We start from the raw sequence: 26,096 nt of genomic DNA, 5'->3' as shown, positions 1-26,096 counted from the left end.
CCGGCACCTCCTACGGGTGAACCAGAAGGCCGGCAAGGGGCACTCGACAGCCATTGAAGATATCCAGATCCGGCCGGTACACCCTGCTGCTGACTTCGAACAATCCCAGCAACGAGTGGAAGAGGTTGTCGTGGCTATAGGATCCTGTGCCTGCAGCGTGGCGTAGGCAGGCAAGATCAAGGCGTGCGTTGTCCGCGAACCCGGCAGAGAACCACATCACCAGCGGCACCTGGGTCTGCTCCCGTGGCGCGATGAAGTAGGGCGTTCCGTGCAGATACATGCCGTGCTCGCCAAGCGATTCGCCGTGGTCAGAGACATGGATCAGGGCAACGTCGCGCTGGTCCGCATAGGTCTGCAGCAGGTCGATGGCCTTGCCCAGCAGCCGGTCCGTGTAGACAAGTGTGTTGTCGTAGGTATTGACCAGCGCTTCATTGCTGCACTTCTGTATCTGGTTGCTGTCGCAGGTCGGACTGAAGGCCCTGGCATCGGCTGGATAACGTTCAAAGTAGGTGGGCCCATGGCTGCCCAGCTGATGCAGTACGATCAGTCCATCTCCCGGCATGGCCTCGATGCGCGCGGCCAGCTGGTGCAGCAGGATCTCGTCATGGCAGGTACCGTCCTTGTTGATGCAGAGCCCGGGCACCTTCAGCGGAGGCATGTCATCGGTAGGCACGCGATCGCACACGCCCTTGCAACCGCCATTGTTGTTGTCACGCCAAAGCACGCTGGCGCCAGTCCGTTGCAGGATATCCAGCACGTTCTCTTCCGATGCCGCGGTGACGCCGTCGTACTGCGATCGTGTCATCTGCGAGAACATGCAGGGCAATGACACCGCCGTTGCGGTACCGCAAGAGGAAACGTTGCGGAAGCTGATGACATCTTTCTGTGACAGGTACGGATTGGTCGGACGCGGGTAGCCGTTGAGCTGGAAATTCTGCGATCGTGCCGTCTCGCCAGCCACTACGATCACCAGGCGTGGGCGCTTGCCGGGGATACGTATTGCATCCTCGCCGATAGCCCGCAATGGTTGCGCCTTGGCGCTGTAGCTGCTCTTGAGATAGCCATAGGTGTGGCGGACCACGTTCAGCGGCAACACCTGCTCGCGGATGTAGCGATTGTTGCGCAGCAACGACGAATACTCCTTGTAGAACGCAAACGTCACCGCCGTCAGCACCATCAACGTCGCCAGCACATTTCCCAGCCATACCAGCGCCGCCCGCAGGGGCCGACCGCTGTTTCCGGTGCGCATCACCAGCAGAACGCACGAGGGCAGGGCGCCCAGCAGCAGCACTGTCAGCAGCAGTGGCACCGAGAGATAGGACGTCATCTCGGCCTGGTTGGTCTCCAGCGCGTTCTGCACCATGTCGCGGTCGATCAGTACGCCGTAATGAAGCATGAAGTAGCTGCACGCCGCACTGGTGACAACCAGAATCGCCAGGACCGGCTTGCGCACATAAGGAAGCACGCCGATGGGCGTGAACAACAGATTGAACAGGCAGAACAACAGTGCCGGCAGGCTGAAGAAGAACAGGGCGCTGCGCAGGTCATGGATGTCCATGACAGACCACAGTGTTTTCCAGAGTGCTATGTTTCCCAGCGTCGCGAAGAACAACGCGGTGCACCACACAAGCACGATCGGATGATGAGGGGAAAGTCTGAAACATGGACGCACGTGCACAATCCGTTGTACGAGAAGTGCGCGCAGTATCTGGATGCGTCTATCAGGAAGTTGTCAGCTTTCATGATCAGCCCAGCAGAACCACCGCCCATACCGTAGCGACCATCAACAGCGCAGTGGTCTGCGCCGCACTGCCCATGTCCTTGGCGTTCTTGGAAAGCGGATGATGTTCCAACGAGATGCGGTCGACCACCGCTTCGATCGCCGAGTTCAGCAGTTCCACAATCAGGCTGATGAAGCAGACCATCAGCATCACGGCACGCTCGCCTCGGCTGACATCCAGCAGGAAGGCGACGACCGCCAGCACGCCATGCAGCAACAGCAGCTGCCGGAATGCTGCCTCGCCCCGGAAGGTGGCGATGAAACCATCGCGGGAATGGATCAGGGTATGGAAGATGCGGCGCAGGCCGGTCTTTCCGTGGGGGTACTTGCCGTCGCCATTGGGGTGCCCTGGCTGCATTTCTGTCCTGCCTTCACGTGGAAATCCGGCAAGGATGTGCAGGCCCGTGTCAGGAAGCTGTCAGGTGCCCGCCGGGGCTGGGTGCATCTGCAGGGTGAACAGGCAACCTTGCGCCGATGTCTCGACCGTCATCTGCCACCCCATATGCTCGACCGCACGCTGCACGATGGACAAGCCCAGGCCTTCACCGCTCTGCCGGGCACTGGGCATGAAACGCTTGAACTGCTGCGCATCGATGCTGGGCGGCAGCCCCGGGCCGGTGTCGGCGATCCGCAGCGTGGCACCCCGCAGCTCGAGCCGCACCTCACCTTCTTCCGTGTACTGGCAGGCGTTGCGCAGCAGGTTCCAGATCACGCTCCGCGCCAGCTCGGCATTGGTCAGCGCCTGCGCGTCCTGCGGCGCATCCAGAATCAGGCGCACCGGCTTTCCCGAGATCCACGGCGAACATCGCTCCATGCATTCCTCGATCAGCGCCCGCAGAGGAACGAGGCTGCGCGGCACCGTCCTGGGGTCACGCGAAAGCAGCAGCAGGCAGGTCAACTGCCGCTGCATTTCCTGGGTGGTGCGCATGATGCGACCGGCGCTGGCCACCAGGTGGCTGTCGGCGGGCAGCTGGTGCACCAGTGTCTCGGCCGCGCCACCGATGATCGCCAAGGGCGTGCGCAGCTCATGACTGGCATCGCCTGCAAAGCACTGTTCGCGTTGCAGGAACTGCTCAAGCTCGTCGCTGTGCTGGGCGAAAGCGCGCGCCAGCACGCCTATCTCATCGCGTGCATCCTGGTAGGGGAAGGGCTTGTGCTTGTTCTGCACCGCCTCGGCCAGACGGGTGATGGGCGCGATGACATGGGCCGCGGTTCGGCGACCGATCCAGAACGCGCAGAGCACGCAGGTGAGGATGACCAGTGCCGCAAAGGCGTTGATCAGATGTTCCAGGTAGGCGTAGTGCTGACCGTCCTGCAGCAGGTAGTAGCGCTGTCCGTCGCTTTCGAAGACCCGCAGATGCCATTCGTTCGGGCCTTTTTCACCGTGGTAGCCCGGCCCGTACCTGCGCAGCACCTGAGGAGCCGAGCGCGCGTCATACAGCTGGCTGCCCTTCGTCAGTTCCGGTTGCTCGCCACTGGCCAGTGCGGCCTGCAGCCGATGGACCTCGCGGTCCTGTGTCATCGAAACGACGGAGGCTCTTACCTCGTCGTAGTCCACCAGTTCGACCAGCACAATGAAGCCCATTGCACCGGCCATCAGCAACACGAACGACACCGTGATGCGCGTTCTCAGTGTCATGCTTCGATAGAGCGACCTCAGCGAGCGGGTAGTCATCGGCAGCGACTACTCCGCAGGTGCCAGTGCCGGCCTGTCCAGCCGCCAGCCAACGCTGTGCACCGTGGCAATGAGTGCAGGGTTGAACGGCCTGTCCACCTGCAGGCGCAGCTCATGGATGTGCGTGCGCAGGGCACCGCTCTCCGGCGGCTCGTCGCCCCATATCAGGTATTCCATCTCCTGCTTGCGCACCACTGCGGGGGCAGCCCGCACCAGGCACATCAGCAGCTTGTGCGTTGTCGGGGTCAGATCGAGGGTGCGGCCCTGGCGCCACGCCTGCGGTGAGCGGGTGTCGACGCGCAGATCGCCCCAGTCCAGCACACTCTGGACCTGCCGGCCCTGGGCGCGGCGGACCAGCGCCTTGATGCGTGCGTCCAGCTCCTTCAGGGAGAAGGGCTTGATCAGGTAATCATCCGCACCCAACGCGAGCCCCTGCACGCGGTCCTCCACCGGATCACGGGCGGTCAGCATCAGGATCGGCACCGGGTTCTGGAACTCCTGACGGAGCGTCTGGCACAGCGCCATGCCGTCAAGGCGGGGCAGCATCAGGTCCAGCAGAATGGCGTCGTAATCGTTCTGCGTTGCCCTGCGCAGGCCGGTGGCACCATCCCGCGCATCGTCAAGCACGTAGCCCAGTGGCTCGAAGAAGGCGTAGAGATTTGCAACCAGCTCGGGGTTGTCTTCAATGATGAGCAGACGTGTCATGGGCTATGCGCATCCGTGCATGATCAATGGACGTTGAACGACCACCGCTAGTTTGCCACGTGCAACGGATCGCTGCGGGTCATTGCCGGACACGGCGGCAGGTGCCTGTGATAGCGTGCCGGGATGAAGATCCTTGCCCTATCCGGTAGCGCTCGCCGGCTGTCCACCAACACCGCATTGCTGAGGGCGCTGGAAGAAATCGCGCCACCGGATATCGCACTGAGTACCTACGCCGGCCTCGGCGGACTGCCCGTTTTTTCTCCCGATCTTGAAGATCTGCCCTTGCATGACAGCGTTGTGCACTTCAAGCGCTGCATTGAAGCCTGCGATGGCATTCTGATTTCGAGCCCAGAGTACGCACGAGGCATTCCGGGCGGCCTGAAGAACGCCATCGATTGGCTCGTATCGGGCGATCTTGTGATTGCAAAGCCCATCGCGCTGGTGCATGCATCCCACCGCGGCGACGACATGCTCGCGTCTCTGCGGCTTGTGCTGTCGACAATCAGCTCCCGCTTCAACGAAGAACTGTTCCTGCGCTTCCCCTTCATGAAGATGGAGCCGGAGGCCATTGCCGATGCCGTAAAAGAGCCGGTCAATCGCGGACCGGCGGAGGCCTTTCTTCAGGAATTTGCCCGCTACTGCCAGCGACCAGAGGGTGATTGAACATGATCGTTGGTGCAGTCTGCTGACAAGGGCTTGTGGCGTCAGCGGTTCACCGGTGCTTGCAGATGGGAATACCCCGCGGCCTCCACGAACTGCGGCAGTGTCCACAGCTGGCCGTTGGGCCCCCACGTTCCATCGGTGACATCGCTCACCATGATCGAAGCAGCCAGCCGCTGCGTATCCGGCAGGGCCAGCGATTCCAGAATGGCCTGGTGCACAACCACCGCGTAACGGGACCGGTGCTGTTCGTCGAGTACGCCGGCGGGTGCGAGGACGTGGACCAGGCACGGAATGACATGGAGGAAGTCGGCACTGCCGCCACAGCGCCAGAAGCCGGCCGGCACCTCCTCGGCAATCACCCAGCACAGGCTGCGTTGGCGGGGATCAGGCCCCAGGCCGCTGCATTGCGTTGCAGCGGTATTCACCGCGGCAATCATCCGCTCGCGCTGAAGAGCGGTCAGTGCGTCGGCGGGTGTCTTGATGAGGATGGTGGGCATGGATAGCGCTCGTGGGTGAGGGAGCGCCCATTCAATCGTGCTACGGCGCGGGCCTGAAGTGGCCGATTTGCCAACAATCGCGCAGAATCAGCCAATGCATGATTTCACCCTAGTGGTGCCACAGGCCCCCTTTGCCTCCAGCGTCACCCTCACCCTTGATCTTCTGACCACCGCGGCCAAGCTGGCGTGCCGGGTCGGGGTTGCACCGCCGCGTTGGCGGGTCTGCGCGGTGACGCCAGGAAGCATTCCGCTTGGCAACGGCCTGCACCTGCAGGTGGACACGTTGCCTGCGCGCTCCTCTGCGCATGAATGCTGGATCCTGCCGGGCCTGGACATCGACGATGCCTGCCAGCTCGACGCGCGCCTGCGCCAGCCGGACATTCCACCCTTGGTCGCTGCGCTGAGCCGCCACGCCAGAGCGGGCGGCACGATTGCAGGCTCCTGTTCGTCCGTGTTTCTGTTCAACGCAGCCGGATTGCTGGAGGGACGCTGCGTGACCACAACGTGGTGGTTGGCCTCTGCGCTGCGGCGCGTGGCGCCCACTACCCGTGTGGAGCCTGACCGGATGGTGTATGCCGATGGTCCGCTGGTCACTGCCGGCGCCGCGATGGCACACATGGACCTGGTGCTTTACGTGCTGCGCCAGCGCTTCGGCGAGCAGCTTACTGCCATGCTGGGCCAGGCGCTGCTGGTCGAGCAGCGTCGCCTCCAATCGCTGTATATGTCGCCGGCGATGATGGCGACCGAGAATGGCCTGATAGCGCTGTTGACCCGCCACATTGCAGAGACGCTCCCGGAACCAGTCACCGTGGGCACGCTTGCAGCGCGGGCCAACATGTCCACACGCACCCTCAACCGCCAAGTGAACAAAGTACTCGGCTACGGGCCGCAGCAGCTGATCCAGTCGGTGCGCTTGAACCGGGCGCGGGTGCTGCTGGAAAGCGGCGGGCTTTCGGTGGAAGAGGTGACCGCGCAGGTGGGACTCGGCGATTCTGCGACGCTCAGGCGACTACTGCAGAGGCGATTGGGCCTGAACCCCACCCAGGTTCGAAAGTGAGAGCGCGCATCCCGAAGCGCCGGCTTGCGAGCGCCCAGATTCGCCGCATCATCCACGTGGCAACGGACCATCGCCCCATGCAGGCGGGCCCACAAGCGTGACGCACCACCGCCGGGCAGGCAGAAGAAGGCGTGGCGCCGTGCTGATCGCTTGCCGTGGGCCGAGGTTGACCGGCTGTGGGTGGGGATTGCGACCGGCGTGATCATCGACGCCTTGCGCCGCTAGGGATTCCAGCGCAGGGCGCCAGGTGTCGCGCCACCGCTCCGGGGCCTTGGCTTGCGGTCATGGAAACCGGGCGGGCCTGGGCGGCTTCCTGCTCAGGAACGGGTCGACTGCATGTAGTCCTGCAGCCGCCAGCAGTGTCTGGGAAACAGGCGGCCATTTCACCGGATACCGCAGCGCCAACCGCCACACTCGCCACTTCCCTGGTCCCATCGGCGCTCACAGAATCAACCGATGTTCGATCTTCAACGTCTCCGCGCTCGCCTATCAGCGATGGTGCTGACCGAAGGATGGCGCCGGCGCGCGGCATTGTGGAGCGGCGCGGTGGCCGTAGCACTGGTTGCCATCGTGTTCGCCAAGGCCAGCGATGCCGCCTTCCATGTCTTCCAGCGTGTCATTGCCCATTCCCCATGGTGGGCGTTGCTGCTCACGCCGGGCATCTTCGCGCTGCTGGCCTGGCTGACCGCCGGTGCGCTCAGGCCCACCCGTGGCAGCGGTATTCCGCAGGTCATCGCATCGCTGGAACAGCCCGACCCGGAATTCCGGCGGGTCAACCTCTCGCCTGCGGTTTCGGTGGGCAAACTGCTGCTGACGTCGCTGTCGCTGCTCGGCGGCGCATCGGTTGGCCGCGAAGGCCCCACCGTGCACGTGGGCGCCAGCCTGATGTACCTGTTCGGGCGCTGGTTCGGGTTCAAGGATCCTCGCGAGCTGTCGCACTTCCTGCTGGCAGGTGGCGCGGCCGGCATCGCCGCGGCCTTCAATACGCCGCTGGCGGGCATCGTGTTCGCCATCGAAGAGTTGAGCGGGCGCTTCGAGCACCGCTTCTCGGGCACTCTGCTCACGGCGGTCATCGTTGGCGGCGTGGTGTCCCTGGGCTTGCTGGGCAACTACACCTACTTCGGGCACGTCTCGGCGCTGCTGCCCCTGGGACACGCGTGGGGCGCCATTGTGCTGTGCGGCGTGGTCGCCGGCCTGTTGGGCGGACTGTTCGCGCGGGTCGTGCTGCTGACCATGTCCGGTCATCCGCGCTGGCTGGGCAGGCTCAAGCGGGACCATCCGGTGCTACTGGCCGCGGCCTGTGGCTTGATCGTGGTGGTGCTGGCCCTGCTGTTCGGCGACGGTGCGTTCGGTACCGGCTACGAGCAGGCGCGCAGTCTGGTGCAGGGCCAGGCAATCGTCGGTCACGAGTTCGGCCTGATGAAGCTGCTCGCCAATCTGGCGTCCTACGTGGCGGGCATCCCCGGCGGATTGTTCTCGCCAGCGCTCGCGGTGGGGGCAGGGCTGGGGCACAACCTGGCGGTGCTGATGCCGGCGGTGGACCCGAAGGCGTTCGTGCTGCTGGGCATGTGCGCCTACCTGACAGGCGTGACCCAGGCGCCACTGACCTCGGCGGTGATCTCGCTGGAACTGACCGACAGCGGCGATCTGCTGCTGCCGATCCTGGCTACCGTACTGATTGCCCGGGGCGTGTCCGGCATGGTCTGCCGGGTGCCGATCTACCGCGGGCTGGCCGAGCAGCTGCTGGCCAGCAGCGCCATTCCAGGCGGACAGCAAGCCGCCTCCGCCACACGCTCTGCTGACTAGGCGCTCGCCTGCCGGAGGGTTTCCAGCCTTCGCCCTGATCAGAGCAGCAGCAACGCCCCGATCAGCGCGGGCGGCATCACCAGCGCACCGACCCGCAGGAAGTCGAGCGCGCTGACATGTTCGCCTTCGCGGCGCAGCGCCACCAGCCACAGCATGGTGGCCAGCGAGCCGGTCACCGACAGGTTCGGGCCTAGGTCCACGCCGATCAGCAACGCCGCGCGCGTCTGCGCCGGCAGCTCGGCCATCTGCCCCAGCGAGCCGGCCGCCAGACCCACCGGCAGGTTGTTGGCCACGTTGCTGAGCAGCGCAGCTGCGGCACCGGCCAGCCAGCCGGCCTGATGCGGCGACGTCTGTGCCAGCGTCTGCAGCGCGCTGGCCGCAGATTGGATGACACCGGTCTGCGAGACCGCTTCAACCAGCACGAACAGGCCGGCCACCAGCGGCAACACGCCCCAGGACACGTGGCGCAACAGCGGCAACGGGCTGCGGCGCTGGCGGATCGCCACCACCGCTACGCTCAACGCGCCCGCACAGAAGGTGACCAGGCCCAGTGGGCCGTTCATTGCGGAGGTCACCAGCAGCACGGTGCCGGTGAACAGCACGCCCAGCGCGCTCAGGCGCCCACCCTGGGTAAGCGGGCGGTGCGCGGGCGCCGCTGCCAGCGGCTGTGCGATCTCTCGGCGGTGCACCCAGCGCAGCACCAGATAGGTGGCGCCGATCGCAGCCAGCGAAGGCAGCGCGAACTGCGCCAGCCACTGCAGCAGCGACGGCATGTGACTGCCGTACACCACCAGGTTGGCCGGGTTGGAAATGGGCAGCACGAAGCTCGCCGCATTGGCGATGAACGCGCAGACGAAGAGATAGGGCAGGGGATTGGCGCGGGCCGCCTTGCATGCTGCATAGACGGCCGGCGTCAGCACCACCGCCGTGGCGTCGTTGGACAGGAATACCGTCACCACCGTGCCGACCAGGAACACCAGATCGAACAGGCGCCGCCCCGAGCCGCCAGCATGCCGCACCGCATACAGCGCCAGCCAGTCGAACAGACCCTCGCGCCGCGCCAGCTCGGCCAGCACCATCATGCCGATCAGGAACAGATAGACATCCCGCCCTTCGGCAACCGCGTGCCAGGTCGTGCCGAGCGACACCGCCCCGAGCAGTGGAAGCAACGCGGCAGCGCCCAGCGCCCACACGTATTCCGGAATACGGAACGGCCGGAACAGCAGGCCGACGGTGGCAACCGCCACGGCCGCCCAGATGATGAGGGGAGAATGGGAAGCAAGCATTGAATAAATGGGGTCTCAGCTGCACCGGCGCATAGCCAACAGGAACGCGCCCGCTGCAATCACGGCAAGTGCGAGAAAGGCGGCATCATACCCTGCCGGCTGAACCACCAGCCCGGCAGGTACTCCCGGCCAGTGCCGGGTTGCGGAGTTATGCGTGTTGCGCCGTGATGATCGCGTCGCGCGCGGCGAGCCTGCAGATGCGAAACCCTGCAGTTACAGCACCAGCCGTCACTCTCCCGGCTTCCTCGGCGGCAGGCAGTCGTCACGCTGGTGCCAGGCCGGCAGCTCCAGCGCATGGCGCTTCAGCATGGCCTGAATGCAAGCGTGAGCATGCTCCCTTTCCACGTGCTCACATTGGTCCAGAATCTCTGCAGCCAGCGTTTCAAACTGCGGCCAGAACTGCGCCGGATGGCGCACCTGCGCCAACCAGTGCACCAGCATGTCGGCCAGCGCATCAAGCTGCACCTGTATTTCGGGGCGAACGTTCATTCCGGGGCCGCACCCAGGTCAAGCGCAACCCGGTAGTGATGGCCGTCGTCGCGGAGCAGGACAGTGAGGTCCGGCTGCAACATGCCATCCACATGCAACGTTGGCTGGCCCTGCGCAGTGCGGGTCACCACGAATTCGTAGAAGCTGCGGCCAAAGCGGTAGCTCAGTTCGAATGACGGCCAGTGATCGGGCAGGCACGGTGCAAGCGACAGCCGGTCCCCTTCACGACGTATGCCGAGCAGGGATTCGACCAGCAGGCGATACATCCAGCCGGCCGAACCGGTGTACCACGTCCAGCCGCCGCGCCCCACATGCGGTGACACGGCGTATACATCGGCCGCCAACACATAGGGTTCGACGCGGTAGGTCTGCACCGCCTCCGGGCCCAGCGCGTGATTGAGGGGGTTGATCATGTCGGCCAGCTCCCAGGCACGCACCGCGTCTCCCTGCTGTGCGAATGCCATCGCCGCCCACACCGCCGCGTGGGTGTATTGGCCGCCATTCTCGCGCACGCCCGGTACATAACCACGGATGTAACCAGGGTCCTCCGTGGTCTGGTCGAAGGGCGGATCGAGAAGCTGGATGAGCTTGGCGTCCTTTCGCACCAGATGCGTGTACAGCGAGTCCAGTGCTTGCTGGGCACGCTCAGGTGCGGCAACGCCCGACAGCACCGACCAGCTCTGGGAAATCGAATCGATGCGGCATTCCTGGTTCTGTGACGAGCCCAACACGGCGCCATTGTTGAACCAGGCGCGGCGATACCATGCCCCATCCCAGGCATGCTGTTCCAGGTTCTGGCGCAGGCTGTCGGCCTGCTGTTGGCACCACTGCGCACGAACGGCGTCGCCACGCGCATTGGCCAGCCCGATGAAGCGGTGCAGCGTGTCATGCAGGAAGAACCCGAGCCACACACTCTCACCGCGCTGCTGGTCGCCGACGCGGTTCATGCCGTCGTTCCAATCGCCGCTGCCCATCAACGGCAGACCGCGCTCGCCGAGAAGCCGGCAACCGCGCTCGAGGGCGCGGACGCAGTGCGCATACAGCGTGTCACGCTGTGTCGACGGTGTAGGCAGGTCGTAATACCCTTCCTCTTCCGGCGTCACCGCGCGCCCCTCGATGAAGCTGACCACTTCGTCCAGCACGCTGGCGTCGCCGGTGACCTCCAGATAGCGGCATGCGCCTTGGGGCAACCAGAGATAGTCGTCCGAGCAGCGGGTGCGCACGCCGCGACCTTGCGGCGGATGCCACCAGTGCATCACATCGCCATCGGTGAACTGGTGTGCAGCGCACAGCAGCAGGTGTTCGCGGGTCAGGTCGGGGCGAGCGTGCACCAGGGCGAGCGCGTCCTGCAGCTGGTCGCGGAAGCCGAACGCGCCGCCTGACTGATAGTAGCCACTGCGCGCCAGGTAGCGGCAGCCCAGGGTCTGATAGACCAGCCAGCCATTGGCCAATGCGTCCAACGCCGGGTCCGGGGTGCGCACCTGCACCGTGGCCAGCACATTGCGCCAGTGGATGCGCACCGCGTCCAGCGCGTCGATGGCCTCCTGAGCGCCTTGGCGGCTTCGTGCCAACGCCAGCGTTTCCTCGCGGTCGCGCCCTGCGCCAAGGCGGAAGGTCGTTTCACTGCGGTCGCCCGGGGCCAGTTCCAGCGGCACCTGGATCGCCGCACAGGGATCCAGGCCCGCACCCACCCGTGCATCCAGACGCTCGCGCCGCAGCGCTGCCGGTGCGTGCAGGCTGCCATTGCGGCCGATGAACTCCAAGCGATCACAGGTCCAGCCGCAGCCGTCGGCATCGGTGTCGAAGAAGGCCATCCGGCCGCCGAAATCGGTGCTGTAGGCATTGCGCGCCAGCAGCGCCCCGGTCTGGTGGTCGCGTTCGGTGACCACGTGCATGCGCGACTTCGCGCGCAGGTCACCCATCACCCATTCGACGTAACCAATGGCCGACAGCCGCCGTGTCCTGCCCGACAGGTTGTGCAAGCGCAGGACCGAGAACTTCAGCGGTGCGACGACGTCGACGAAGACCCACAACTCGCTGGCGATGCCGTCCTCTACATGTTCATAGACGGTGTAGCCGAATCCATGGCGCGTACGGTAGGCACCGGTGCCCCTGCGTGGCAGCGGCATCGGCGACCACACACGACCGGTATCCTCATCGCGCACGTAGAACGCCTCGCCGCCCGTGTCGGATACCGGATCATTGAGCCAGGGCGTCAAGCGGAATTCGTGTGCATTCTCGAACCACGTGTAACCCGGTGCGCTCTCGCTGACGACCGTGCCCAGGCGGGCGTTCGCGATCACATTGGCCCATGGCGCTGGCGTCGGCGCGCCTTCCCGCAGCACCACGACGTACTCGCGGCCGTCCTCGCTGAAGCTGCCGGTACCGTTGTCGAATTGGCCGGCGCCGCGGTAGGGAAGGAAGGGCCACGGGTCATCCACGTCCTCGTCGTGCTCCGCGCCCGGGGGCAAGCCGGCATCGGGGGCCGAATCGGCAATGATGGGCAGCCCCGGGGTCGGCTCCGACGTCAGTGCCAGTTCCTCCTGCACCGCCTGCGGTGTCAGCGGAGGGATCCGTCGCGGAGGCAGCGGTTGGCGGCCGACCTGAGCTGCCAGGGTGCCGTCCTCGTCGCTGATCACCGCCCGCGCCACCGCCTGCAACAGAATGCGGTCCTCGTGGGTCATGTTCTGCACCGGCCGCACGAAAATGCCGCCAGGACGGTCGAGCAGGCCGGTCTCCGAACTGGCGGCCACCATTCCCAGAATCTGGTCCTGCAGTTCCTGCCGATAGCCGGCCTTGCTGTCGTTCCAGATGACCAGGTCGGTGTTGAGCCCTTTCTGGCGCCAATAGGCGTGCGCCTGCACCAGTTGCCGGACCAGTTCCACGTTGTCCGCGTCGGTGACCTTGAGCAGCACGATCGGCAGGTCGCCCGAGATCGCATGACTCCACAGCCCGGATTGTCCGCGTTGGTTCTGCAGCAGGACGCCGGCGCCCGCGCGCAGCAGTGGACCGGCATACAGCACGTGGGCAGCCAGGCGCTCGTACAGTGCCGCCTCGGCCTGGCTGGCGTTGATCTGCCGGCGCACCACCTGGCTGTGCGTCCACGCCAGGTCGAAGACGCGGTCGGCCAGGCGTCGGTCACGGTATTTGTCCACCAGCACCTCGCAACCGGGGCGGTCGGCGCCGACGCCATACACCATGTCCAGCTGCACCGTCTGCTCGGGCTCAAGCACCACGCGGACGCGGATCGCCACGATCGGGTCGAGCACCGAACCGTCGGTGCGGGAAAGATCGGTATCGGTGGTCAATGCCTGTGGCGTCCGCGGTGTATTGCCACGGCCGAGGAAGCGCGCACGGTCGGTTTCGTAGGAGATCGACACCACCTCCGCGTCATGCACCGCAACCAGATGGAACATCCACGGTGGCACTTCGTCGTGCGAACGGGGCCGGCGCGTGCACAGCACGGCCTGCTTGGCCGCCAGGATCTCGCTCTGCACGAACAGGTTGCTGAAGGCCGGATGCGCATCGTCGGCCGCCGCAGGTGCCAGCACCACTTCGGCATAGGTGGTGATCTCCACCGTACGCGGGCGACGGCTGCGGTTGGTCAGGCGCAGGCGCCTGAGCTCGATGTCGTCCTCAGCGGAGATGGCGACCTGCAGATGGCTCTCGCAGCCGCGGCGCGTACCACGGAATTCCGCCTTGGCGTCAGAGAAAATCGCCTCGTAATTGTCCACCGCCACGCAGGTGGGCTGGTAGGCGGCAGACCAGAACTCGCCGCTGTCCACATCGCGCAGATAGCAGAACGACCCCCAGGCATCGGTGGTGCCATCCTCGCGCCAGCGGGTGAGTGACAGGTCGCCATGACGACTGTAGCCGCCGCCGGCATGGGTCAGCATGCCGTGGTAGCGTCCGTTGGACAGCAGCTGTACCTCCGGGCGCGGGCCACCCGGGTCCCGCAGCACGCGCAGGGACGTCTCGTCTTCGGCCATGGCCGAGTGCTCGCCCAGCGCTTCCACCTCATGTGGATGGAAGACGCCGATGCGCGGGATGCGTTCCTGCAGCAACAGCAAGGTGGCCTGGAACTCGACATCGGCAAGGAAGCGGCGCTGCATCGGCTGGTCGCGCAACAGGTAATCCAGCGACAGCAGGCCCATGCCCTGGTGGTGGGCCATGAACGAACGCAACAGCACGTGATCCTGCCCCGGCGGCAGCCGGGCAGGGGTGTAGTCGATCGCCTCGTACATGCCAAAGCGCCCGGAGAAACCCAATCCCTCCAGCACCTGCAGGTTCTGGCACGCCGCTTCCGGCGCCACCATCAGCGCCATCATGCTGGCATAGGGCGCGATGACCCGATCCTGGCCCAGGCCGCGCTTCAGCCCCAACCCCGGCACGCCAAACGCCCGATACTGGTAGTTCAGGCGGGCATCGACAGCGTTGTAGCCGGACTCGGACACGCCCCACGGCAGGTTCAGGGTACGGCCGTAGACGATCTGCGCCTCGACCGCATGCCGTGTGGTCTGGTCCAGCAGCGTGTCCGGATAGCTGGGCATCACCAGCTGCGGCATGAGGTACTCGAACATCGAGCCACTCCATGACAACAGCGTCGGCGTGCCGTTGACCTCGGTGAGCATCCGGCCGAGCGCGAACCAGCTCTCCTGCGCCAACTGTCCCTGGGCGATGGCGACGAAGGCGCACAGCCGTGCTTCGGAGGCCAACAGGTCGTAGAAGCTGTTGTCGAGGCGGTGGTCGTCGACGTTGTAGCCGATCGAGAGCAGGTTGCGGGTGCGGTAGAACAGGAACCCGTATTCCATCAGCGAGAACTGCCCGGCGCGGTGCGCCAGGGCCTGCAACTGCTGGATGCGCGCACGGGCATCCGCACCGGCGGTGCCGCGCAGCGCAGCCAGCTGGCGCAGGGTTGGCACCGCTGCCTCGGCGTCCGCGCCGGCATCGGCAGGGAGGTCGGCCAGCGTCGCGTGGGCGGCATGGCATTCGGCGGCGAACAGGGCCGGCCAGTGCAGCTCGCCTTCCTCTGGCGATTCCGCTGCCGGCCACTGCATCGACACGGCGTCGGCCAGGTCGACCAGCTCCTGCAGACGGGCGAGGATCTGCGCCTTTCCGACGGGGCGATCGACACGCGCTGACGCCAGGCGCTGGCGAAGGTGGTTGAGCGCCTCGCCCAGCAACGCATCGTCGGGGCGATGACGCTGCCGTTCCTCTTCCAGCACGCCCAGCGTATCGGCCAGGCCATCGAAGGTGTGCGGTGCCAGCACCGGCGCATCCACCAGCGCGAGCAGGCCCTGGCGCAGCGTCAGCAGATGCCCGGCAAGATTGCCGCTGTCCACGGTGGAAACGTAGCGCGGCGGCAGCGGCGCCAGGGTTTCGGTGTCGTACCAGTTCAGGAAGTGACCGCGATGGCGCGGCAGCTGGTCCAGCGTGTCGAAGGTGAGGGCGGTACGTTCAGCGACCGCGCCCAGCTGCAGGTAGCCGAAATCCCACGCCGACAGATTGGCCAGCAGGGACAGGCCGATGTTGGTCGGCGAGGTGCGCCGCGCCACCACCAGCGACGGATGCTCCTGGATGTTGTCCGGTGGCAACCAATGGTCCTGCTCGCGCACCCAGGCCTGGAAGAAGGACCAGGTGCGCCGCGCCAGCCGGCCCAGGAACGCCCGCTGCGTTACGGAAAGCTCCGCCACGCTCGCGGCTGGCGGCCGGCCCAGCCACGCCATCAACGCGGGCGCAAAGGTCCACGCCAACAGCAAGGGCAGGGCGAGCGGCAGTGCCTGCGGACGCACGCTGGCCACCACGACCACCAGCGCGAGCGCCAGCAGCGAGGCCGGTGCCATCACCCGCCATTCCGCGCCGCGGTCGCTGCCCAGGCGGCGCTCGACTTCACTGGAGGGGTTCCACTGCAGCAGGTGGCGGCGTGTGACGGCCATGCGCCAGAGTGTGCGCAGCACCGCGTCACTGGCCAGCAACGCTTCGAAGGGCAGACACGCAACCTGGGTCGACGCGCGCAGCAATGACTGCAACGTACCGCGCCCGACCTTGATGTAATGCGCCTCCAGCGGCGTGTCGTCCGGAACGCTCAGGGCATCGCGCAGCATGCCTATCAGCGGCGGCGCGAACCACAGCGCCAGCACCCACGCCGTCCATGCAGCAGGGTTTGCGGCATACAGCCAGCCCACCACCAGCAAGACCAGGGTAGCGATCGGCACCAGGCTGCGGCGCAGGTTGTCCAGCAACTTGCCGCGCGACAGCAGACTGAGCCGGTTGCGTTCCCATCCCTGGCCCGGGCGCGGCGTCCACGGCATCAACCACGGCAACAGTTGCCAGTCACCGCGGATCCAGCGTGCACGGCGCTTGGCGTCGGCGGCGTAGCGCTCGGGGTAGTCCTCGTACAGGCGCACATCGCTGACCAGGCCCGCGCGTGCATAGCAGCCTTCCAGCAGGTCGTGGCTGAGGATGCGGTTCTCGGGCAGGCGACCCTCGAGCGCATGCTCGAAGGCCTCGACGTCATAGATGCCCTTGCCGACGAACGAGCCCTCGTCGAACAAGTCCTGGTAGACGTCCGAGACCATGCGCGTGTACGGATCGATGCCAGGTTCGCTGCCGAACATCCGGGCAAAACGCGAAGTGCGGCGCCGGCCAAGGCTGGTGCCGACGCTGGGCTGCAGGATGCCGTAGCCCTCCACCACGCGTTGCAGCGTCGGATCGAAGCGCGGGCGGTTGAGCGGGTGCGCCAAGGTGGCGACGAACGCGCGTGCCGCATCGCGCGGAAGTTGTGTATCCGAATCCAGGGTGATCACGTAGCGGACGCCGATCAGCGCAGCTGCGTCACCGACGATGCGCATGAACGCGGCCGCATCGCCCAGGCGGAGCAGGGCATTGAGCGCGGCCAGCTTGCCGCGCTTGCGCTCGTGTCCCATCCACACGCCTTCGCCCGGGTTCCATTGCCTGGGGCGGTGCAGCAGGTAGAAGCGGTCGCCGCGCTCGGGCGCGTAACGCCTGTTCAACTCCTCGATCCGTGCCGTGGCGTGCGCAAGCAGGGGGGCGTCCGTCGCCGCCGTGGCCTCCGCCGCGTCGAGAAAGTCCGTCAGCAGCACGAAGCGCAGTTGAGGATCGCGGTTGGCCAGGAACCGGACTTCCAGCGCCTCGACCAGCACATCGATCCCGTCGACGCTGGACAGCATCGAGGGGACCGCGACCACGGTGGCGCAGGCGGCAGGGATGCCCTCGCTGAAATCCAGCTTGGGCAGCGGCCTGGGGGCGACCAGAACCGTCGCGGTCCAGTTCACCAGCACGATGCCCAGCTCACTGAACACCAGCAGCCCCAGCAGCGCGGCCAGCCAGAGGGGCACCGCGCCACTGCCGGTTGCCAGCAGGCCAGCAGTAGCCAGCACCGCCAGCAGGACGATGGGCAGCAGGTACAGCGCAAGCGGCACGCGATGTGCCAGTCGCCGTGCCTTGCGGTGGCGCGGTGCTGCCTCGGCCACTGCTTCAACGGTGGCGTTCACGCCTTCGCCAACCAGCCAGTAGCCCACGTGCGTGCGCGGTCCCTCCGGTGGTGCAGCCGCCCGTGCCAGGTCCAGCGCGATGGTGGCGACGCGCTCCTCTGCCATGCGGCTGCCGCGGGCGATCTTCTCCACCACGTGGCGATACGCGTCGCGGGTGGCGAAATCCATCTGCGCATAGACGGCCATCGGGTCTTCGCGCAGCCGCTGCTCCACCACACTCATGTCTTCAACAAAGGTGCGCCAGTCCATGGTGGAGAGAAAGCGCAGGCTGCCAATGCTGTTGCCGATGGATACTTGGTCGGCCGCCTGCTGCTGCCCCTCGGCGGCGACCAGTTCGTCAATGCGCTGCCCAGCCGCTGCCGCCCACTGTTCCAGCCAGGCCACGGGCATGGCCCACGCACCGCCGCGGCCATGCAGCGACCGCGTCAGCTCGGCGATGAACGCGCCGGTCAAGGGCGGCGCGGACCGCGCCATGTCCGCAACCACCAGGACCACATCGGTCGGGGTCTCGGAAGCGGCTTGATTGAGGTTGTCCGCCCATTGTGAAGCCAGGCGACGGTCAGTCCCATCGCGCATCACCCGTGCGGCCATGCGCCGCAGGTTCTCCAGCAGGGCCAGGCGCAGCATGATGGGGACCGCCCACAGCTCGCCCAGGCTCAGCGGCGCGAGCGACTGGTACGAAGCGATGAAACGGCCCAGCGTATCGGCGTCAATGCGGCCGTCACCGTGCGCAATGGCCTGCATCGACAGTTCATACACCCGCGGCAACCCGGCAGAGGGGCCCGAGACAAGCGACGGCAGCTGCCGGCTGTAGCCGCGCGGCAGGTGGCGTCGCGCGGTCTGGATCTGTTCTTCGATGAGGTAGTAATTGTCGAGCAGCCATTCCCCCGCCGGGGTTACTGGCCGCTGTTCCCGCACCACGCTGCTCAGCAGCGTATTGGCGTCTTCCAGCACACGCTCGTTGGCCTGCAGGCGTTCGAGCAAGCGCTCCGGGCCGGGGCGCATCCGCACGCGATGCTGGCGCGCAAGCGCGCGGCCGTACACCTCCATCTGTTCAACGCTGTACAGCGCGGCACGCAGTGGACCCTCGGTGGCCTCGATGGCCGGCACCGAGGCCTGGTGCTCACGCCAGTGCCAACGCACGCGACGACGCAGGCGCAGCCAGCGGCCAAATAGACGACGAAGGTGGGGCATGGGTTACCGAGGGGGGGGGAGGGTGCGTTCTGCATGGTTGCATTGCAGGTGCCGTGGTAGCCGTGAAGGCCGGGCTGTCGGCCCGTGATGCCGGAGTTGAGCCCCCAGGACGGAACTCCCTCGCCACATTCACCCCGCAGCAGCGAAAATGCATCACCGGGCGCGCTCTGATGCGCGTCGCTCACTGCCCGCAGGATCGCGAAGATGTCCAACACCCCCTTTGGCGAGTCGTCATGCGCTGCCGCCGCCAGCGGTTGCGTCGAGGTACGCGGCGCGCGCGAGCACAACCTCAAGAATGTCGATGTCTCCATTCCGCGCAATGCACTGGTGGTGTTCTCCGGCGTGTCGGGCTCCGGCAAGTCATCGTTGGCCTTCGGCACCGTCTTCGCCGAGGCGCAGCGGCGCTACTTCGAGTCGGTTGCGCCGTATGCACGACGCCTGATCGACCAGGCGGGCGTGCCCGATGTGGATGCCATCGATGGGCTGCCACCGGCAGTGGCCCTGCAGCAACAGCGTGGCGCCAGCAATGCACGTTCGTCTGTGGGCAGTGTCACCACGCTGTCCAGCCTGGTGCGCATGATGTATTCGCGTGCAGGGGCATACCCGGCCAATCAGCCCATGCTGTACGCCGAGGACTTCTCACCCAACACGCCGCAGGGCGCCTGCAGCACCTGCCATGGCCTGGGGCATGTCTACGAGGTGACCGAAGCGCTGATGGTTCCGGATCCGTCGCTGACCATCCGTGAACGCGCCATCGCCTCCTGGCCGCCGGCATGGCATGGCCAGAACCTGCGCGACATCCTGGTCACGCTCGGCTACGACATCGACATACCGTGGAAGAAGCTGCCGAAGAAGGACAGGGAGTGGATCCTGTTCACCGAGGAAACGCCCAGCGTGCCGGTCTATGCCGGCTTCACACCCGCCGAGACCCGTGCCGCGCTCAAGCGGAAACTTGAGCCCAGCTACATGGGCACCTACACCGGCGCCCGCCGCTACGTACTGCACACGTTTGCCAATACCCAGAGCGCGCTGATGAGGAAGCGGGTCTCCCGCTACATGGAAGGCAAGCTGTGCCCGGCCTGTCACGGAAAGCGCCTGAAGCCGGAGGCACTTTCGGTCACCTTCGCCGGTGTGGATATCGGTGAATTCATGCGACTGCCGCTGGATCAACTGGCGGACCTGCTGGAGCCCATCGCGCAGGGCGATTTCAGCGCGCATGGCCGGGGTGAACGCACCAGCAAAAGCGCCACCCGCCGCGACCGCACCACGCGGGCAGCGAGTGGTCGTGCTGTCCATGCTTCGGCCCCCGACGTACGGCTGACCTCGGCACTGTCGGAGGAGAAACGTCTGGCTGCACAGCGGCTCGCAGGCGGTGTCATGGCGCGTGTACACCAGCTGCGAGGCCTGGGCCTGGGGTATCTCTCGCTGGATCGCGCCACGCCAACGCTATCGGCCGGCGAACTGCAGCGCCTGCGGCTGGCCACGCAGCTCAGCTCATTGCTGTTTGGTGTGCTGTACGTGCTTGACGAGCCCTCGGCCGGTCTGCATCCCGCCGACAGCCAAGCGCTGTACGACGCGCTGGACCGACTGCGCGACGGCGGGAACTCGGTGTTTGTTGTCGAACATGATCTGGAGCTGATGCGCCGCGCGCAATGGCTGGTGGATGTAGGCCCTGAGGCGGGCGAGCATGGCGGGCGCGTGCTCTACAGCGGCGAGCCGGATGGCCTGCGGCACGTACAGGATTCACGCACGGCCCTGTATCTGTTCGAGCAGGTACCTGCGCCTGCCAGCCGGCAACGCAGCGCTGGGGGCTGGCTGGAACTGAAGGGCATCCACCGCCACAACCTGCAGGGTGTGGATGCGCAGCTGCCGCTGGGGCTGCTGACCGCAGTGACCGGCATTTCGGGCTCCGGAAAGTCCAGCCTGATGGCGCAGGCGCTGCCTGAGCTGATGCTGCTGCATCTTGGGCATGAGCCCGCGGATGATGGCGCGGAGGCCTCGCCGACGGACGGGCCGACCGTGATCGAAACCACGCGAGGCCAGTTGGCAGGTGATGTCGACGCAATCCAGCGGGTAGTGCAGGTGGACCAGAAGCCCATCGGCCGCACGCCACGCTCCAACCTGGCCACCTATACCGGGCTGTTCGACCACGTGCGCAAGCTGTTCGCCGCGACGCCCGCCGCGCGCCGCCGGCGTTTCGACGCGGGCCGCTTCTCGTTCAACGTTGCCAAGGGCCGATGCGAGACCTGCGAGGGCGAAGGCTTCGTTAGCGTCGAACTGCTGTTCATGCCCAGCGTCTATGCACCGTGCCCCACCTGCCACGGCGCCCGCTACAACGAAGCCACGCTGGCCGTGCTGTGGAATGACCGCAACATCGCCGAGGTCCTGCAGATGACGGTGGAGCAGGCGCATGCGTTCTTCATCGAGGAGGATGCCATTGCCCGCCCGCTGCAGTTGCTGCAGGAAATCGGTTTGGGCTACCTGAGGCTGGGCCAGCCGGCCACGGAACTGTCAGGCGGTGAAGCACAGCGCATCAAGCTGGCGACCGAACTGCAGCGCAGCCAGCGTGGGCGCACGCTTTACGTATTGGACGAACCCACCACCGGCCTGCATGCGTCGGATGTGGACAGGCTGCTGGTCCAACTGCAGCGGCTGGTCGACGCGGGGAATACGGTGGTGATGATCGAGCACGACATGCGTGCTGTCGCGCAGGCAGATTGGGTAATCGACCTCGGGCCTGGCGCGGGCAGTGCGGGTGGCACCATTGTGGCGAAGGGAACGCCGCAACAGGTGGCCCGCGCCAAAGGAAGCCGGACGGCGCCGTTCCTTGCGCGCGAGCTGGCGTAGCGTGGCTGAGCCGATGTCTTCGGTGCGTCTTTTACTTGCAAGCGAAGATGACGCTTTTGCTTGAGAGCGCCTACACGCACTTGAGATGACCGAAACCTCTCACGCATTGAAGCCAAGGGGCCCCGCCGGCACGTGACACTCAAGTTTCAACAAGCAGATTGGGTCTGTTGACGGGGCTAGCCGTATCCAGCCCCGCTTCCACTTGACAGGGCTATTCACTGGCTCCAAGCTCCGCGCGGGGTTGCGCACAATGGAAGCTGCGCAGGGGATGTTATGCCACAGGGAGACGCGGCACCTTCGGTGCCGGGGGAAGTGCATGTGCAGGATCAGCAGGATCTCGCGCTGCGCGGTTTGGTACTGCTTGCTCAATTCCACGGTATTGCGGCTGACGCAAGTCAGCTGGCGCACGACGCTGGGCTGGGCAATACCCCCACGGACGAGACAACATTGGTATTGGCGGCCCGCAAGCTGGGCTTCAAGGCGCGGATGGTGTCGACGCCACCTGCGCGCCTCGCGTTGGCCAACCTGCCTGCACTGGCGCTCGGTGAGGATGGTGATGCGTTCATCATCGCCCGCATCAATGGCGATCAGGTGCTGATCCACGACTTGGCCCAGAAGCGCCCGCAGAGTATCGACATGGCGACGCTCCAGCAACGCTATCGTGGGCGATTGCTGCAGGTGGCGTCGCGGGCTTCGGTTCTCGGCGAACTGGCCCGGTTTGATTTCAGCTGGTTCATCCCAGCGGTGGTCAAGTATCGGAAGATGCTGCTGGAGGTCTTCGCGGTTTCGTTCTTCATCCAGTTGTTCGCACTGGTCACACCCCTGTTCTATCAGGTGGTGATGGACAAGGTGCTGGTGCATCGAGGCCTGACTACACTGGATGTGATTGCCATCGGCCTGGTGTCCATCGCCGTCTTCGACATCGTGCTCGGTGGACTGCGTACCTACGTATTCGCCCACACCACCAGCAAGATCGACGTAGAGCTCGGCGCCCGCCTCTTCCGGCATGTGCTGGCATTGCCGCTGGCGTATTTCGAATCCCGCCGCGTGGGCGACACCATCGCACGCGTGCGCGAGCTGGAAAACATCCGGAACTTCCTGACCGGACAGGCATTGACCTCGGTACTGGACCTGCTTTTCACCGTGGTCTTCCTGGCAGTGATGTTCCACTACAGTGGCTGGCTGACTCTGATCGTCGTGATCTCGTTACCGCTGTATGCGCTCATTTCGGCGGGCATCACACCGGTACTGCGCAAACGGCTGGATGAGAAGTTCGCACGAGGCGCTGACAACCAGTCCTTCCTGGTCGAAACGATCAGCGGTATCGGCACAGTGAAGGCCAATGCAGTCGATCCACGCGTCACGCGCACTTGGGACAACCAGCTCGCCGGGTACGTGAATGCCGGCTTTGGAGTCACCAAGATCGCCACCGTCGGCCAGCAGAGCGTGCAGTTGGTGCAGAAGCTGGTCAGCGTGGCCATCCTGTTCTGGGGCGCGAAGCTGGTGATCGATGGCAAGCTGTCACTGGGGCAACTGATCGCCTTCAATATGCTGTCCGGGCAGGTGGCCGCCCCAATCATCCGCCTTGCGCAGCTGTGGCAGGACTTCCAGCAGGTGGGCATCTCGGTCCAGCGACTGGGTGACATCCTCAATACCCGCACCGAGCTCCCAGGCAGCCGGATGGCATTGCCTCCCATCCGTGGTGATGTCACTTTCGAGCAGGTTGGATTCCGCTACCGCCCAGATACCCCCGAGATCCTTGCAGGCATCGACCTGCATATTCCCGCCGGGCAGGTGATCGGCATCGTTGGGCGCTCAGGATCCGGCAAGAGTACGTTGACCAAGCTGGTCCAGCGCCTGTACACGCCTGAGCGAGGGCGGGTCCTGGTGGACGGGCACGATCTGGCCCTGGCCGATCCAGCCTGGTTGCGGAGGCAGCTGGGCGTCGTGCTGCAGGAGAACTTCCTGTTCAACCGCAGCGTGCGCGAGAACATCGCACTGAGCGATCCAGGCATGCCGCTCGAGCGAGTGATCAAGGCGGCAACCCTGGCCGGCGCCCACGAGTTCATTTCGGCGCTGCCTGAAGGGTACGACACCAAGGTAGGTGAGCAAGGCGCAGGCCTTTCAGGCGGCCAGCGACAGCGCGTGGCGATTGCCCGTGCACTGATCACCGACCCACGCATTCTGATCCTGGACGAGGCCACCAGTGCACTGGATTACGAGTCGGAGCACGCGGTGATGTCCAACATGCGCGAGATCTGCAGGGGTCGTACCGTCATCATCATCGCGCACCGCCTGTCCACTGTGCGCAGGGCCAACCGGATCGTGGTCGTGGATCGCGGCCGCATCGTCGAGAGCGGAACGCACGATGAGCTGCTGACGCAGTCAGGCGGGCACTACGCTCAGCTGCATCGCCTGCAACAGGGTGCGGCATGAAGCACATCCGTGACGGAGTGCGTGTCTTCGCAGCGCGCTACCTGGCAGTGTTCCGTAGCGCTTGGCGTGTCCGGCACGATATGGATCCGCCTTCGCGCGAGGCCGAAGAGCGCGCCTTCCTGCCCGCGCACCTGGAACTGATTGAAACACCTGCGTCGCCCACCGCGCGGTGGACCATGCGCATCATCATCGCGTTGTTCTGCGTGGCGCTGCTCTGGGCTACCCTCGGCAAGCTCGATATCGTCGCAGTGGCGCCCGGCAGGACCGTCGTGGACTCGCGGACCAAGGTGGTGCAGCCCGCGGAAACCGGCGTGGTGCGGCGGATCCTGGTACGTGACGGCCAGACGGTGAAAGCAGGGCAGGTGCTGATCGAGCTCGATGCCACTGCCACTGCGGCCGACGTTGCCAAAGCGGACGATGCATTGCTGAACGCGCGCATGTCCGCTCTGCGCCTGCGCGCCCTCACCGAGGCTCTGGAGGACGGCGCGGCTCCCGTGTTCCGTGTCGACAACGACCTCCCTGCCGACCGTGTGCAGGCCGAGCAGGCGCTGGCGCGCAGCCAGTACGAGGCACTGCAGGCCAAGCGCCACAATCTGCAGGCATTGATCGCACAGCGGCGCGCGGAACTGGAAACCACCCAGGCCTCGGTGAAACCGTTGGAGGAGTCTGCACGCATCTCTCGGCTGCGCGCAGACGACTACCGCAGCTTGTTGCAAGGCAACTACGTGGGTCGCCACGACTATCTGCTGCGCGAGCAGGAACGCATCGCAGGCGAGCGTGACCTTGCCGCACAGCGCAATCGCGTGCAGGAGATCCGGTCGGCCCAGCGGGCAGCTGAAGAAGAGTTGAGGGTGTTGGTGGCCGACTTTCGGCAACAAGCCCTGGACGGGCTGCGCGCGGCACAGGAACAGATCGGGCAGATGACTCCGGAAGTATCGCGGACGGAACAGCGCGACCGCCAGATGACCCTGCGCGCCCCGGTCGATGGCACCGTGCAGCAACTGGTCGTGCACACGGTGGGCGGCGTAGTTACTCCGGCGCAACCGCTGTTGGCTGTGGTCCCCAGCGAGGAAGCGCTGGAGGTTGAAGCCAGCATCCTCAACAAGGACATCGGCTTTGTGCGCACCGGCCAGGCGGTAACCGTGAAGGTGGAGAGCTTCCCGTACACCCGCTACGGCTACCTCACAGGAAAAGTAGTGAGCGTCTCCCACGATGCGATGCAGGACGAGAATCTGGGCCTGATATTCCCGGTTCGGGTGAAACTGGACAAGGCCACCCTGCAGATCGACGGTGTCAGCGTGCGCATGACGGCGGGCATGAGCCTGAGTGCCGAGATCAAGACCGGGAAACGGCGGGTCATCAATTACCTGCTGAGTCCATTGCGCCAGCATGCCGGCGAGTCGCTGCGCGAGCGTTGATCCACGCCTGGCGCCTGCGGCGGGCGTCCATACCACTCTACAAATGAGGTCATTCGTGCGAATTCTGCGCTTGCTCCTGCTTCCGCTGCTGGCAGTCCTGTCCGCGTGCCAGGATCCGCCACCCCAGCGCCCAGTACATGTGATGCTTCGACCCTACCTGCTGCGGCCCGGCGTTGACCCGGCTGGCGCCAACGCCGTGGTGGTCTACCTGAACCGCGACAACGGCCGCGTAAAGGAAGGACCGGGCAGAGCAGCAGGGACGCCATGGACAACCCTCCGCCTGCTTGTGGGCGTCGGTGCCACGCTGCCTTCGTCAATGTCACTTCGAGGCGATGAGCGCGTCACTGATGAAGGCGGTGGATTCGAGCGACTGGAACGCGACAGCGGGTCCCGGGTGCACAGCGTGCTTCGCTTCATAGGTCCCTGCGGACACGAGGTGCTTGCCACCGCATGGTCGAACGACTCACCGAGCAGGGGTATCTACCGTGCAGAAGTGCAGATGGATGGATTGTACCTGCAGTACTCATATGGCGCGGAGAGCCACGCCGACCATCTGCGCTTCGCGGCTTGGGCATATGCCTGGTACAAGGGTCGGCCTTGCTCGCAGCCGCTACAGGATTTCGAGAGGGGCCCGCGCACGGGAACGCGCATCGCGCCCGGCGGGCATGCCCCCTGATGCATTTGCAGTGCACTTCGTAACGGTCTTGCTTACCCCTCAACCTTCACCAT

Annotated in this window: 14 protein-coding genes and 1 pseudogene; 7 read left to right on the top strand and 8 right to left on the bottom strand. The window is 65.5% G+C overall.

The window, feature by feature from the left end; translation table 11 throughout:
* Positions 1-10: 10 nt before the first annotated feature.
* The 4 genes from CR156_RS08845 to CR156_RS08830 form a co-directional block, all read right to left on the bottom strand.
* Entirely contained in the window at positions 11-1,627 is a 1,617-nt protein-coding gene (locus CR156_RS08845; protein ID WP_243381961.1) for a phosphoethanolamine transferase, read from the bottom strand.
* Between the two features lie 118 nt (positions 1,628-1,745).
* Positions 1,746-2,138, bottom strand: a complete 393-nt coding sequence (locus tag CR156_RS08840) for a diacylglycerol kinase (RefSeq protein WP_100552543.1) — start codon at positions 2,136-2,138, stop codon at positions 1,746-1,748.
* Between the two features lie 60 nt (positions 2,139-2,198).
* On the bottom strand, positions 2,199-3,419 hold the full coding sequence (locus tag CR156_RS08835; protein WP_100552542.1) for a sensor histidine kinase: 1,221 nt from the start codon (positions 3,417-3,419) through the stop codon (positions 2,199-2,201).
* A gap of 45 nt (positions 3,420-3,464) precedes the next feature.
* Positions 3,465-4,160: a response regulator transcription factor gene (locus CR156_RS08830; protein ID WP_100552541.1), complete on the bottom strand. Its 696-nt coding sequence runs from the start codon at positions 4,158-4,160 to the stop codon at positions 3,465-3,467.
* 123 nt (positions 4,161-4,283) lie between these two features.
* Here CR156_RS08830 and CR156_RS08825 point away from each other — a divergent pair, with 123 nt between their 5' ends.
* On the top strand, positions 4,284-4,823 hold the full coding sequence (locus CR156_RS08825; RefSeq protein WP_100552540.1) for an NADPH-dependent FMN reductase: 540 nt from the start codon (positions 4,284-4,286) through the stop codon (positions 4,821-4,823).
* A gap of 41 nt (positions 4,824-4,864) precedes the next feature.
* On the opposite strand, the gene CR156_RS08820 is transcribed toward CR156_RS08825, so the two are convergent.
* Complete coding sequence (locus CR156_RS08820; RefSeq protein ID WP_100552539.1) at positions 4,865-5,320, bottom strand: tautomerase; 456 nt, start codon at positions 5,318-5,320, stop codon at positions 4,865-4,867.
* Between the two features lie 58 nt (positions 5,321-5,378).
* On the opposite strand from CR156_RS08820, the gene CR156_RS08815 reads away from it, so the two are divergent.
* The 3 genes and pseudogenes from CR156_RS08815 (at position 5,379) to CR156_RS08805 (ending at position 8,183) form a co-directional block, all read left to right on the top strand.
* The gene (locus CR156_RS08815; protein ID WP_207764196.1) at positions 5,379-6,377 is read left to right on the top strand and encodes a GlxA family transcriptional regulator; all 999 of its coding nucleotides are present in this window, start codon (positions 5,379-5,381) and stop codon (positions 6,375-6,377) included.
* Between the two features lie 37 nt (positions 6,378-6,414).
* Positions 6,415-6,602: pseudogene (locus CR156_RS23345) on the top strand (RcnB family protein); the annotation flags it as partial.
* Positions 6,603-6,833: 231 nt separating this feature from the next.
* Positions 6,834-8,183 carry a chloride channel protein gene (locus tag CR156_RS08805; protein WP_100552537.1) on the top strand — a complete coding sequence of 450 codons (1,350 nt, stop codon included), beginning with the start codon at positions 6,834-6,836 and terminating at the stop codon, positions 8,181-8,183.
* Between the two features lie 38 nt (positions 8,184-8,221).
* Here the strand turns inward: CR156_RS08805 and CR156_RS08800 are convergent, their stop codons facing one another.
* From CR156_RS08800 to CR156_RS08790, 3 genes are all read right to left on the bottom strand, one after another.
* Positions 8,222-9,469 carry an arsenic transporter gene (locus tag CR156_RS08800; RefSeq protein WP_100552536.1) on the bottom strand — a complete coding sequence of 416 codons (1,248 nt, stop codon included), beginning with the start codon at positions 9,467-9,469 and terminating at the stop codon, positions 8,222-8,224.
* 228 nt (positions 9,470-9,697) lie between these two features.
* Positions 9,698-9,934, bottom strand: a complete 237-nt coding sequence (locus CR156_RS08795) for a hypothetical protein (protein ID WP_100552535.1) — start codon at positions 9,932-9,934, stop codon at positions 9,698-9,700.
* Between the two features lie 20 nt (positions 9,935-9,954).
* Positions 9,955-18,666, bottom strand: a complete 8,712-nt coding sequence (locus tag CR156_RS08790) for a glycoside hydrolase family 94 protein (protein WP_100552534.1) — start codon at positions 18,664-18,666, stop codon at positions 9,955-9,957.
* Between the two features lie 204 nt (positions 18,667-18,870).
* Here CR156_RS08790 and CR156_RS08785 point away from each other — a divergent pair, with 204 nt between their 5' ends.
* The 3 genes from CR156_RS08785 (at position 18,871) to CR156_RS08775 (ending at position 25,367) form a co-directional block, all read left to right on the top strand.
* Positions 18,871-21,513, top strand: a complete 2,643-nt coding sequence (locus CR156_RS08785; RefSeq protein WP_100552533.1) for an excinuclease ABC subunit UvrA — start codon at positions 18,871-18,873, stop codon at positions 21,511-21,513.
* A gap of 273 nt (positions 21,514-21,786) precedes the next feature.
* Positions 21,787-23,949, top strand: a complete 2,163-nt coding sequence (locus CR156_RS08780) for a type I secretion system permease/ATPase (protein WP_100552532.1) — start codon at positions 21,787-21,789, stop codon at positions 23,947-23,949.
* Positions 23,946-25,367 (top strand): HlyD family type I secretion periplasmic adaptor subunit, encoded by a 1,422-nt coding sequence (locus CR156_RS08775; protein WP_100552531.1) that lies wholly within the window; start codon positions 23,946-23,948, stop codon positions 25,365-25,367. The genes CR156_RS08780 and CR156_RS08775 overlap by 4 nt, the downstream gene beginning before the upstream one ends.
* The last annotated feature ends 729 nt before the right edge of the window (positions 25,368-26,096 follow it).

Origin of the sequence: Stenotrophomonas lactitubi, assembly GCF_002803515.1 — a bacterium.
Classification (GTDB): Bacteria; Pseudomonadota; Gammaproteobacteria; order Xanthomonadales; family Xanthomonadaceae; genus Stenotrophomonas; species Stenotrophomonas lactitubi.
The sequence above is the reverse complement of the archived record's forward strand: the minus strand, read 5'-3'. Positions and strand labels throughout refer to the sequence as shown.